The sequence below is a fragment of the Agriterribacter sp. genome (assembly GCF_035445465.1).
Lineage (GTDB): Bacteria > Bacteroidota > Bacteroidia > Chitinophagales > Chitinophagaceae > Agriterribacter.
This window is the reverse complement of the sequence record NZ_DAOMQT010000080.1, coordinates 1-12,661: the sequence shown is the minus strand read 5'-3', so window position 1 is coordinate 12,661 and position 12,661 is coordinate 1. Positions and strand designations below refer to the sequence as shown.

The following is a 12,661-nucleotide window of genomic DNA, read 5'->3' as shown; positions in this document are numbered from 1 at the left end:
TGCGCAATTTTTCAAGCTCAGTGCTGGTAAGTATGGGCTGCTTAAGGGCAACTGCATGACAATGATGCGGTTCTTCTACAAGAAGATTTCCATTATTACCTACGTAAGAGGCAAGGCTCATTACCAGGCGTTCGCGTATAGGATCAATAGGCGGATTGGTTACCTGCGCAAATAGCTGTTTGAAATAGCTGCTGAGATGCTGCGGCTGATCAGAGAGTATGGCCAAAGGAATGTCTGTTCCCATAGATCCAACAGGCTCCTTGCCTTCAATAGCCATCGGCTTAACAAGCGTATCTATATCTTCCGTACTATAGCCAAATGCTTTCTGGTATTTAAAAACAGATTCTTCAGACAGGTGTGTGAAAGTTACGCGGGGAGAAGCTAACTCTTCCAACCGGATCTTATATTGATTCAACCAATCGCTGTAAGGCTTTTGCGAGCAGATATCCTGTTTCAATTCTTCATCACTGATGATCCGCCCCTGCTCCATATCCACCACGAACATTTTACCCGGCTGAAGCCTGCCGTAGCTTTTTACTATACGCGGGTCTACGGGTAAGGCGCCTGTTTCGGAGGCCATGATCACCCTGTCGTCGTGTGTAACGCAAAAGCGCGAAGGGCGCAGTCCGTTCCTGTCTAATGTAGCGCCAATGATCTTTCCGTCAGTAAAAGATATAGACGCGGGACCATCCCAGGGTTCCATAACGGCTGCATGATATTCGTAAAACGCTTTCTTTACAGGATCCATTTTATCGTTGTCATCCCATGCTTCCGGGATCAGCATCATCATTACATGCGGTAAAGAACGGCCGGATAAGGTCAGTAATTCCACCATGTTATCCAGGCAGGCCGAGTCAGACTGGCCGCCGGTTACAATCGGCAACAGCATATCCATTTCTTCCTCGCTGAAATAAGGAGAAGACAGCCCGTTCTCACTGGTCTTCAGCCAGTTCAAATTTCCCTGCAGCGTATTGATCTCTCCGTTATGCCCTATAAAGCGGAATGGCTGCGCCAGTTTCCAGGAAGGGAAGGTATTGGTGGCAAAACGGGAATGTATAAGCCCGAAGGCACTTACTACTCTCTTATTGCTGAGATCGGGAAAATAAGTGCGTACCTGCATACTGGTTAGCTGCCCTTTGTAAGTAACCGTTTTATAAGAAAGGGAGGCAATATAAAAACCAATGCTGTCTTTTTTTACCGTATTGTTAATGGTATGCGTAGCATAATTGCGGAGTATAAACAGCTTGCGTTCAAAGTCTTCCGGGTTTTGAATATGATCCGGGCAGACGATAAAGACCTGCTCAATTTCGGGTTCTACCGAAAGGGCGGTTGGGCCAATGCCGGTAGTATTTACCGGAACCTTGCGGTAAGTGAGTATTTCCAACCCGAGCTTTTCAGCGGCCCGTGCAAATATTTCACGGCATTCTTCCCGCATTTTATCTGCTTTAGGAAAGAAAATTACCCCCACACCATAGCGGCTAAAAGCGGGCAGGTGCACACCTAATTTTACACACTCGGCAAAAAAGAACTCATGCGGTACCTGGATCATAATACCCGCGCCGTCGCCGGTATTGTTTTCACACCCGCAGGCACCACGATGCTCCATATTTTCAAGCAGGGTAAGCGCGTCTGATATGATCTGGTGAGATTTGTTGCCTTTAATATTAGCCACAAATCCTACACCACAAGCATCGTGTTCAAATTCCGCCCTATACAAACCTTTTCTAACCATAGATCGGGAATTATTATATAAAAATCAAAAAAGAAGAGAATATTTAAATATTGTTTAAATATATGGCAGGCAAGGGGGTAAAAGTACTAAAAAAAACATAACAAATCAACCTTTCATCTAAAAAATACTAACAGTTGTTAATATCTTTCCCTACACCAGATATCCAAATAATTTATCGTTTTTATTGATTTCGAAGAAGTTAACCTGGTAGTCTTTCATGTGCTGGATAAGCTTATCGTAATCGTTCTTATCCTGCAGTTCAATGCCTACCAAAGCAGGACCGGCTTCCTTATTGGTTTTTTGCATATACTCAAAACGGGTAATATCATCGTTAGGCCCCAATATATTATTCACAAATTCCTTTAAGGCGCCGGGGCGCTGGGCAAAACTAATGAGAAAGTAATGCTTCAGCCCTTCGTACTGGAGTGATCTTTCCTTGATTTCGGGCATACGGTCAATATCATTGTTGCTGCCGCTTACAATGCAAACTACCTTTTTCCCTTTAATTTTATCCGCATAGCTTTCCAGGGCGGCAATAGACAATGCGCCTGCGGGTTCCGCCACAATAGCATCTTTGTTGTAAAGCCTCAGTATGGTGGTACATACTCTTCCTTCAGCCACTAATTGTATATCATCCAGCACATCCCTGCAAATTTCAAAGCTAATATCCCCTACACGTTTCACTGCGGCTCCGTCTACAAAATTATCAACCTGCTCCAATGTAACCGGATGTCCGGCATGCAGCGCGGCTTTCATGGATGCTGCGCCTGCAGGTTCCACCCCGATAATTTTTGTAAGGGGGCTGGCAGATTTAAAATAGGCGCCAACACCGGCAGCTAATCCGCCTCCGCCTACCGGAACAAAAACATAGTCAATATCACTTTGATCTTCCAGTATCTCAACCGCTACCGTTCCCTGTCCTTCAATGATGCTATAGTCATCAAAAGGCGGAATAAATATCATATTATGCTCCCTTGTATAAGATTTGGCCGCAACGGCGCAGTCGTCAAAAGTATCGCCTACCAGCTTTATTTCAATATTGTCTTCGCCAAACATTTTTGTCTGGCTGATCTTTTGCTTCGGTGTAATAACAGGCATAAATACCACGCCTTTAATATTGAGCTTCTTACAACTGTATGCGAACCCCTGCGCGTGATTACCGGCGCTGGCGCATACCACGCCACGTTGTTGCTGTTCCCTATCAAGGTTGCACATCATGTTATAGGCGCCCCTTAGCTTATAGGATCGCACCACCTGGAGGTCCTCCCTTTTTAAATACACATCACAGGCGTATTTGCGCGACAGGTTGCTGTTATACATGAGCGGTGTGCGGGTTACAGTACCCTTCAACCGCTTTGCAGCCTCCGGAAAAAAAAGCCTTCCTGACCAAACAGGAAGGCTCTTGCTGATTTGAGTATTTGTTTCCACCACTTTCATCTTATCCTCCACACTCATTACTTATACGTTAAAAAATTATTTTTGATTTTCAGGTCTTAAACTTCTTACCGTTTTACCTGCCTGCCATAATTCACTATCTCTCAGCTCTTTTAATTCTACTTCCAGCTTCTCGCGGTAATCGGGCTTGCTGTTGCTGTCTATAGAACGCTGCGATTCTTTACCTGCTGCAACACTCTCATATAATTCTTTAAATACCGGGGCGGTAGCATCGCGGAATTTTTTCCACCAGTCTAACGCGCCGCGTTGTGCCGTAGTAGAACAGTTGGCATACATCCAGTCCATACCGTTTTCAGCAACCAATGGCATCAGCGACTGGGTAAGCTCTTCCACCGTTTCATTAAATGCTTCAGACGGGGTATGTCCTTTATCGCGCAGCACCTGGTATTGTGCTGCAAAAATGCCCTGTATTGCGCCCATTAAAGTACCGCGCTCTCCTGTAAGATCACTGAATACCTCTTTTTTAAAATCTGTTTCAAATAAATACCCGCTGCCTACGGCAATACCCAGGGCTACTACTCTTTCTTTGGCTTTGCCCGTAGCATCCTGGAAGATAGCATAGCTGCTGTTTAACCCGCGTCCCTGTAAAAACATGCGGCGCAGGGAAGTGCCGGATCCTTTTGGAGCCACTAAAAATACATCCACATCTTTGGGCGGTATAATACCTGTTTGTTCATTGAACGTAATACCAAAGCCATGAGAGAAGTAGAGTGCCTTACCGGGTGTAAGATGCTTTTTAACGGTTGGCCACAATTCAATCTGTGCCGCATCGCTGAGCAGGTAACATATAATGGTTCCCTTTTGTAAAGCTTCTTCAATTTCAAACAGTGTTTCACCGGGTACAAAGCCGTCTTTTACCGCCTTATCCCACGTTTTTGAATTTTTACGCTGCCCTACGATCACATTAATGCCATTATCGCGCTGGTTCAATGCCTGTCCGGGTCCCTGAACGCCATACCCAATAACAGCCACTGTTTCATGCTTTAGTACTTCCTGGGCCTTGCTGAGTGGAAACTCTTCCCGAGTTACTACGTTTTCTTCCACACCGCCGAAATTTAATTTTGCCATCTTTTTAATTTGAAAATTTGATGATTTGAAAATTTGAAAATTATGAATGTACGCGTCGTTAAACAATAATCAATAATAATGCTACATACTGAACACCTCATCCTGCTTATCCAGAAACTCATTTTCCACTATTTCATCACCTGGTTTTTCTTCTTCGAACTCCCTGAGCTTTTCATAAAAACCATTGCTTTCATTAATGATCGCCACTCTTGCGCTACGAACAAATTCTATCAGCCCCAGGGGGCCCAGCACCTCAATGAGATTATTGATTTCTTCGCGGTGACCAGAGGTTTCAAAAACGGTATAATCTTTCCTTATCACTACCGCTCTTGCGCCATACTTGCGCAATAATCTTTCCACTTTAACATCTTCAATCACTTTATCAGTAGATACTTTATACAATGCCAGCTCCTGCCATACAATCTCATCGTTGTTATTGTAGTATGCTTTCAGCACTTCCACCTGCTTTTCAATCTGGCGCACTAATTTTTTTACCACCTCTTCCACCTCATTTATCACAATCGTAAAACGATGTATTCCTTCTATTTCAGATGGAGAAGTATTTAAACTCTCGATATTAATTTTTCTCCGGGAAAATATAATGGCTATGCGATTGAGCAAGCCTATATGATTTTCCGTGTATACGGTTATGGTATATTCCTGTTTCATGTATTACCTCCATCCCGCAATAACGGGAATTTTGATTTTCAATATAAATAATATAAATATTCTTAACCCTTTCTTCTCTTTCATCTACCAGGTGCATGTACCTTTGGTGATAAAGTTCAAATTGCGACCGGTTGCTGAAACGCCGGCCGGGACGATTACTTTATACCACCAAACGCGCCAAAGCACAAATTTTTATGCAGGATCTCCACGCTATTGAATCCAACTTTTTTCATCAGTTTTAACTGATAGTTTATGGATCGCGGTGAATCTTCTTTTGCTATATAATCCAGTACTTTTTGCCGGTATGCTTTGCCATTTAATCCTTCCAGATAATCGCCGTACTTTTCCCAGGTATACGCATTTAAAACGTCTGTTTCCTGGTTTATTAAATCTGAAACCATCAGGCAACCGCCCGGCTTTAAAAGCCTGTATAATTTTTCAAAAGTTGATTCCCAGTCTTCATCATCCCGCAGGTGGTGCAATACTGCGCCTGCCAGAATAATATCAAAATGATTTTCTTTTAAAAGCACTGTTCTTATATCGCCCTGCCAAAGTTCTATATTATTATTTGTTTTATCAGCTACTCTTTCAAATGCTTTATCCAGCATGGGCCTGCTCAGGTCTACCAGTGTACAATTGAGATCCGGCAATTTTGAAAGCATCATCAACGTATAATTGCCTGCGCCACAACCAACGTCTAACAGATTTTCAGCATGGGGAACAATTCTTTTCGCCGCTTCCGTAATCAGTTCCAAAGATATTTTTGCGTCAATAGTTGAAAGCTGCCCGGTTTCCAAATTCGAAAATCGTTCTACATCATTATCAAATCGCGCTCTTATTTCTGCCGTTGTTGATTTGCTCATTGCTATTTTTTCTTCATCATCATTCAAATCATACCCCCATCACTATTTCAACCTTATTTCTGCAACGCCGCAGCCCTGGGGCACCATGGGAAACACATTGTTTTCCCTGCCAACCATTACTTCAAGCAAATAGGAACCGCTATGTTTCAACATTTCATCCAGCGCTGGTTTCAAATCCTCTCTTTTAGCAATGCTTTTGCCTGCAATGCCGTATCCTTTTGCCACCATTACAAAATCGGGGCTGGTAATATTTACAAATGAATACCTTTTGTCGTTAAACAACTGCTGCCACTGGCGTACCATACCCAAAAAATGATTGTTCAGAATAATGATCTTTACATCCACGTTGAACTGCATAATAGTACCCAGTTCCTGAAGCGTCATTTGAAAACCGCCATCTCCGATTATAGCTATTACGCTTCTTTGTGGTGCGCCAAACTTGGCTCCTATTGCAGCAGGCAATGCAAAACCCATTGTTCCCAGTCCACCGGAAGTAACGTTGCTTTTACTTTCATTGAAATTTGCGTAACGGCAGGTTACCATCTGGTGTTGTCCCACATCCGTTACAAGAATGGCGTTGCCTTCTGTAAGTTCATTCAATACATTTATTACTTCGCCCATGGTCATTACTTCTCCGACAGGGTTCAGTTCTTCATTTATAACAATTTCTTCTTCCTGCTTTTTCATATCCTTAAACTTCTGCAGCCATACAGCATGCTGCTTTTGCTGAATCAAAGCGGTTAGTAAGGGAAGCGTTTCCTTACAATCGCCCCAAACAGGCACGGCAGTTTGCACATTCTTATCAATTTCCGCAGGATCAATATCAAGGTGGATCACTTTTGCCTGCCGGGCATATTTGTCAAGCCGGCCGGTAACACGGTCATCGAACCGCATACCTACCGCGATCAATACATCACATTCATTGGTTAATACATTCGGCCCGTAATTACCATGCATCCCCAGCATGCCTACGTTAAGCCGGTGGCTGGTGGGTAATGCGCTCAACCCCAGCACCGTCCAGGCGGCGGGCAAGCCTCCCTTTTCAATAAAATCCTGAAATTCCTTTTCGGCTTTGCCCAGAATAACGCCCTGCCCAAAAATTACAAAAGGCCGTTCCGCAGCATTAATTAAATCCGCAGCCGCTGTTATATATTCTTTACGGATCTCAGGCTTGGGGCGATAGCTGCGTATGTGATTGCACGGTGTATATCCGGGATAGCTGAACTTTTGTACCTGTGCATTTTTGGTAATGTCTATTAACACGGGTCCGGGTCTCCCGGTACGGGCAATGTAAAAAGCCTTAGCCAGCACACCCGGAATTTCCGTAGCATCTGTTACCTGGTAATTCCATTTGGTTACGGGTGTTGTAATATTAATGACATCTGTTTCCTGGAAGGCATCGGTACCCAATAAATGAGCGAATACCTGGCCGGTAATACATACCAGCGGCGTACTGTCAATTTGCGCATCGGCCAGCCCGGTTACCAGATTGGTGGCGCCCGGCCCGCTGGTGGCAAACACCACGCCTACTTCTCCCGATGTGCGTGCATAGCCCTGCGCTGCATGTATTCCTCCCTGTTCATGGCGAACGAGAATATGGTTTAAAACGTTTGTATAATCATACAAAGCATCATATATAGGCATGATGGCTCCGCCGGGATAACCAAAGAAATCGGTAACATTTTCAGCTACTAAGGCTTCCATCACCGCCTGCGCTCCACTGATCTCTGTTCCTGCGGCATACCGTGCAGGCTTTGCTGCGGGTTTCTTTTGGCCGGTTATTTTTTTTACTTTTTCTGTCAATAATGTATCGCTCATTATGATTCTTTTTTATCAGAAATTATTAATTGGTCCATGGGTATCATTCATCCGTTACACATCCCTCACTCGCATCCTTCACACTGGCGGCATATTTGAATAAAACCCCTCTGGTAACTTTTAACGCGGGTTGTTTCCATGCCGCCTTTCGCCGTGCAATTTCTTCAGCGCTTACTTTTAAAGAGAGCAGGTTTTTTGTTGCATCTATTTCAATGATATCGCCATCTTCCACCAAACCTATCAATCCGCCTTCGTAAGCTTCGGGAGTAATATGTCCGACGACGAACCCATGTGTGCCACCGCTAAACCTGCCATCGGTAATCAATGCAACCGATTTACCCAAACCAGCGCCAATGATGGCCCCTGTAGGTTTCAGCATTTCTGGCATGCCCGGCGCGCCTTTGGGTCCTTCGTTTTTTATGACGACGACATCTCCCTGTTTCACTCTGCCGGTAGAAAGGCCTGCTATCAGGTTCTTTTCGCCGTCAAACACCCTTGCCGGCCCTTCAAACCGTTCGCCTTCCTTACCGCTGATCTTGGCTACGCTTCCTTTTTCGGCCAGGTTGCCATATAATATTTGCAGGTGACCTGTTTTTTTAATGGGCTTTTCCAACGGATAGATAATATCCTGCGTTTCAAAATCTATGCTTTTAATCTCCGCTAAATTTTCGGCTACCGTTTTACCGGTTACTGTTAAACAATCGCCATGCAACAAGCCTTTTTCGAGCAGGTATTTCATTACCGCAGGAATACCGCCGTGTTCATGCAGGTCCTGCATTAAATATTTCCCTGAAGGCTTGAAATCGGCCAACACCGGCGTTTGATCACTCATGCGCTGAAAATCGTTCTGGGTTATTTCAACCCCCACACTTTTTGCAATGGCAATAAAATGCAGCACGGCATTGGTGCTTCCGCCGGTTATAATAATTACTCTCAGGGCGTTTTCAAATGCCTTCCGCGTCATAATATCAGAAGGCAAAATATTTTTTTCAAGCAGCAGGCGGATCGCTTTACCGGCAGCAAGACATTCCGTTTTCTTTTCGGGGCTAAGCGCCGGGTTAGAAGAAGAATAAGGCAAGCTCATGCCTAACGCCTCAATAGCCGATGCCATAGTATTTGCCGTATACATGCCACCACAGGCGCCGGCGCCCGGGCAACTATTCATTACAATACCTTTAAAATCGCCTTCGCTCAGGTTACCGGCAATTTTTTGTCCTAATGCTTCAAATGAAGAAACAATATTCAGATCCTGCCCTTTATAATGCCCCGGTGCAATGGTGCCACCGTATACCATTATCGCCGGACGGTTCAGGCGGCCCATGGCCATAATGCTTCCGGGCATATTTTTATCGCAGCCCGGCAAGGCTATCAAACCATCATAATATTGTGCACCGCAAACCGCTTCAATGCTGTCTGCAATAATATCGCGACTAACCAGGGAATAGCGCATACCGTCTGTGCCATTACTGATACCATCGCTCACACCTATGGTGTTGAAGATGAGCCCTACCATTTCGTTGTCCCACACACCCTGCTTTACAATCTTCGCCAGGTCATTGAGGTGCATATTACAGGTATTACCATCCCATCCCATACTTGCAACACCTACCTGCGCTTTTTTAAGATCATCATCCGTAAGCCCGATGCCGTATAACATAGCCTGAGCGGCGGGTTGCGTTGGGTCTTGCGTAATCGTTTTTGAATACCTGTTTAATTCCATTGCTTTATCTGTTATGTTTATTTGGGATTCATTTCAAATCTCAAATTTCAAATTATATGATCGTTGACCCCCTCAGCTCCATATCCGATCCATACGCTTCCCCCGGTACTTTATTGTTAACGTATTCGCAGATCAGCTCGCCAATGGTAGTGGTTAAATAAAAATTAACCGGGTCAATATCTTTGGTTACAAAATTGTGTTTCAGCGTCCAGTCTACCGCTTCCCTCACCAGCGCGGCTTCTGATTTTAAGCCGAAGTGATCCAGCATCATCGCTGCCGATAAAATGGAGCCCAGCGGATTGGCAATGTCTTTACCGGCTGCCTGGGGGTAAGAACCATGGATGGGTTCAAACAAAGCCACCCCATTTCCAACAGATGCCGAAGGCAATAACCCCAGCGACCCGGCAATAACACTGGCCTCATCGCTGAGGATATCGCCAAACATGTTTTCCGTTAACAGCACGTCAAACTGTTTGGGATTAACAATGATCTGCATGGCGGCATTATCAACAAACATATAATCTACCGCCACATCAGGGTAGCCTCCTGCTAGCTCCTGCACCACTTTACGCCACAGCCTTGAAGTTTCCAGCACATTGGCCTTGTCTACCAGGGTAAGCTTCTTACGGCGCTGCTGCGCATGCTGAAAAGCAAGATGACCTATCCGTTCAATTTCGCTGCGGGTATATACACATTCATCGGATGCCTGAGTTCGTTCCTCATTCCACGCTTTCTTACCGAAATAAATACCGCCGGTAAGCTCGCGGAAGATCACAAAGTCAACACCTTCCGTATGCTTCGCTTTTAAGGGCGACAGGTGCTGCAAAGTGGGATAGGTGGTAACGGGACGGATATTAGCGTATAGCTGCAAGACTTTTCGCAGTTGCAGCAAACCCTGCTCTGGCCGCACTTTGGCTTCGGGGTCATTATCGTATTTGGGATGCCCGATGGCGCCGAATAATACTGCATCACTGTTCAGGCAGGCCGCTATGGTTTCCTCGGGCAAAGGGCTGCCGGTTTTATCAATAGCGTCTGCTCCCATCAGGCAATAGGTATATTCAAACTCGTGTGAGCCCGTTTTAGCTACAGCATTAAGCATGTTTATGGATTGTTGTGTTACTTCCGGTCCAATACCATCGCCAAAAATGACTGCTATCTTTTTTTTCATCCGTGTATTTTATGCTCTTACAGGGTTACGGGGGTTACGCATGAATTAATTATACCTATTGCTTTTCAAACGCTTCAATCTCAGCTTTCATGTTTAGCAAATAATCTATATCATCGTAACCGTTTAACAGGCAGGTTTTTTTATAGCTGTTAATCTCAAATGATTCCTTAGCTCCTGTTGCCACAATTTTTATATACTGGTTTTCAAGATTCACTTCTATTTCAGCAGCAGGATCCTGATGCACCAATTCAAACAACTCCTGAAGAAAACTTTCCGGTACCAGCACCGGCAGCAGGAAATTATTTAAGGCATTGTTCTTGAAAATATCCGCAAAAAAGCTGCTTACTACCACATCAAATCCATAATCCTTGATAGCCCAGGCGGCATGTTCCCTGCTGGATCCGCATCCGAAATTTTTACCGGCTATTAAAATTTTACCGCTGTACGCGGTATTATTTAAAGGGAAATCCGGTTTGGGTTTTTGCTCATCACCATTCTCATAACGCCAGTCGCGAAACAGGTTTTTCCCGAAGCCGTCTCTGGTGGTAGCTTTTAAGAAACGGGCAGGAATGATCTGATCCGTATCAATATTTTCTATTGTTACAGGAACAGCCGTGCTTTCTATTATATTGATTGACTTACCCATGTTTACATTTGAGATTTCAAATTTCAAATTTGAAATTTAAATCAGCTCACGTACATCCGTTATTTCGCCGGTTACAGCAGCCGCGGCAGCGGTTAAAGGACTAACCAGCAGCGTTCTTGCCCCGGGACCCTGCCTGCCTTCAAAATTCCTGTTGGATGTAGAAATACAGTATTTGCCCGCAGGTATTTTATCTTCATTCATCCCCAGGCATGCCGAACATCCCGGTTGCCTCAATATAAATCCCGCATCTTCAAATACTTTATGGATGCCTTCTTCAATAGCCTGCTTTTCTACCTGCCTGCTTCCTGGCACCACCCACACTTCTACATTTCCGGCCTTTTTTTTACCTTTTACAAATGAAGCCACCATTCTCAGGTCTTCTATGCGGCTATTGGTGCAGCTTCCTATAAACACATAATCTACTTTTCTACCTTTAATATGTTCTCCCGGGTTCAGCCCCATATACAGGAGCGATTTTTCAAAAGAAGGTTTTTCCCTTTCATCAATTTCACTCAGTGCCGGCACATGCCCTGTAATACCTATGCCCATACCGGGGTTAGTGCCATAAGTGATCATTGGCTCTATATCTTCCGCTTTTATATGCAGCTCCTTATCAAATACCGCATCCGCATCGCTATATAAAGTGCTCCAGTTGCTTACTGCTTTTTCCCAGGCATTGCCCTGCGGGGCAAATTCCCTTCCTTTTATATAGGCAACCGTAGTTTCATCGGGCGCTATCATTCCGCAACGGGCGCCCATTTCAATGCTCATATTGCAAATGGTCATACGGGCTTCCATAGATAAATTCCTTATAGCAGAACCTGCATATTCCACGGCATAACCTGTAGCGCCACTTGCGGAAATCTGAGCAATGATATAAAGGATAATATCTTTTGAAACCACTCCTTTATTAAGGTTACCCTCCACATTAATGCGCATGAGCTTCGGCCTGGTTTGCATCAGGCATTGGGTAGCCAGCACCATTTCCACTTCACTGGTGCCAATACCAAAGGCGATGGTACCAAAAGCGCCATGCGTTGAGGTATGGCTGTCGCCGCATACAATGGTCATGCCCGGCTGTGTAATGCCCAGCTCAGGGCCAATTACATGCACAATGCCCTGGTAGGGATGTCCTAAACCATACAGCTCAATGCCAAATTCTGCACAATTCTTTTTCAACTGCTCTACCTGAATACGCGATAATGCTTCTTTTATAGGGAGATGCTGGTTTAAAGTAGGTACATTATGATCGGCGGTAGCTACCACCTGTTTCGGACGAAATACTTTAAGCCCTCTTTGCTCAAGTCCTTTGAAAGCCTGCGGACTGGTTACTTCATGAATAAAATGTTTATCAATATACAACACCGAAGGCCCGCCGGCAATGGTTTTCACCACGTGCCTGTCCCATATCTTATCAAATAAAGTGTTACCCATCGTTCCTTTTTAAAGAAGCGTGACGCCGAAGCGCCACGCCAATCAGAGTGCTTAACGCAACATGAGAAAACATCTGCTTATTATGCAA

General features: G+C 44.7%; 10 protein-coding genes. All 10 read right to left on the bottom strand.

The features are described from left to right. A partial coding sequence (locus PLE34_RS20510) for a glutamate synthase central domain-containing protein (protein ID WP_324560092.1) occupies positions 1-1,732 on the bottom strand: 1,732 nt, incomplete at its 3' end. A 150-nt stretch (positions 1,733-1,882) separates the two neighbouring features. Beyond that, positions 1,883-3,187, bottom strand: coding sequence for a threonine ammonia-lyase IlvA (gene ilvA, locus PLE34_RS20505; protein WP_324560090.1), 1,305 nt, complete (start codon positions 3,185-3,187; stop codon positions 1,883-1,885). Between the two features lie 18 nt (positions 3,188-3,205). Further along, positions 3,206-4,255, bottom strand: a complete 1,050-nt coding sequence (gene ilvC / locus PLE34_RS20500; protein ID WP_324560088.1) for a ketol-acid reductoisomerase — start codon at positions 4,253-4,255, stop codon at positions 3,206-3,208. 81 nt (positions 4,256-4,336) lie between these two features. Beyond that, positions 4,337-4,924, bottom strand: coding sequence for an acetolactate synthase small subunit (gene ilvN, locus PLE34_RS20495; RefSeq protein WP_324560086.1), 588 nt, complete (start codon positions 4,922-4,924; stop codon positions 4,337-4,339). Between the two features lie 155 nt (positions 4,925-5,079). Next, on the bottom strand, positions 5,080-5,787 hold the full coding sequence (locus tag PLE34_RS20490) for a class I SAM-dependent methyltransferase (RefSeq protein WP_324560084.1): 708 nt from the start codon (positions 5,785-5,787) through the stop codon (positions 5,080-5,082). Between the two features lie 42 nt (positions 5,788-5,829). Further along, positions 5,830-7,605: a biosynthetic-type acetolactate synthase large subunit gene (gene ilvB / locus PLE34_RS20485; protein WP_324560082.1), complete on the bottom strand. Its 1,776-nt coding sequence runs from the start codon at positions 7,603-7,605 to the stop codon at positions 5,830-5,832. A 43-nt stretch (positions 7,606-7,648) separates the two neighbouring features. Next, positions 7,649-9,325: a dihydroxy-acid dehydratase gene (gene ilvD, locus PLE34_RS20480; RefSeq protein WP_324560080.1), complete on the bottom strand. Its 1,677-nt coding sequence runs from the start codon at positions 9,323-9,325 to the stop codon at positions 7,649-7,651. A 52-nt stretch (positions 9,326-9,377) separates the two neighbouring features. Then, on the bottom strand, positions 9,378-10,493 hold the full coding sequence (gene leuB / locus PLE34_RS20475) for a 3-isopropylmalate dehydrogenase (protein WP_324560078.1): 1,116 nt from the start codon (positions 10,491-10,493) through the stop codon (positions 9,378-9,380). Between the two features lie 55 nt (positions 10,494-10,548). After that, on the bottom strand, positions 10,549-11,166 hold the full coding sequence (gene leuD / locus PLE34_RS20470) for a 3-isopropylmalate dehydratase small subunit (RefSeq protein WP_324560076.1): 618 nt from the start codon (positions 11,164-11,166) through the stop codon (positions 10,549-10,551). 9 nt (positions 11,167-11,175) lie between these two features. After that, positions 11,176-12,573, bottom strand: a complete 1,398-nt coding sequence (leuC, locus tag PLE34_RS20465) for a 3-isopropylmalate dehydratase large subunit (RefSeq protein ID WP_324560075.1) — start codon at positions 12,571-12,573, stop codon at positions 11,176-11,178. Positions 12,574-12,661: the final 88 nt, after the last annotated feature.

Excerpts from the sequence above, each read along its gene's own strand:
- ilvA (WP_324560090.1), bottom strand. The coding sequence starts at position 3,187 with ATGAGTGTGGAGGATAAGATGAAAGTGGTGGAAACAAATACTCAAATC.
- ilvC (WP_324560088.1), bottom strand. The coding sequence starts at position 4,255 with ATGGCAAAATTAAATTTCGGCGGTGTGGAAGAAAACGTAGTAACTCGG.
- ilvN (WP_324560086.1), bottom strand. The coding sequence starts at position 4,924 with ATGAAACAGGAATATACCATAACCGTATACACGGAAAATCATATAGGC.
- PLE34_RS20490 (WP_324560084.1), bottom strand. The coding sequence starts at position 5,787 with ATGAGCAAATCAACAACGGCAGAAATAAGAGCGCGATTTGATAATGAT.
- ilvB (WP_324560082.1), bottom strand. The coding sequence starts at position 7,605 with ATGAGCGATACATTATTGACAGAAAAAGTAAAAAAAATAACCGGCCAA.
- ilvD (WP_324560080.1), bottom strand. The coding sequence starts at position 9,325 with ATGGAATTAAACAGGTATTCAAAAACGATTACGCAAGACCCAACGCAA.
- leuB (WP_324560078.1), bottom strand. The coding sequence starts at position 10,493 with ATGAAAAAAAAGATAGCAGTCATTTTTGGCGATGGTATTGGACCGGAA.
- leuC (WP_324560075.1), bottom strand. The coding sequence starts at position 12,573 with ATGGGTAACACTTTATTTGATAAGATATGGGACAGGCACGTGGTGAAA.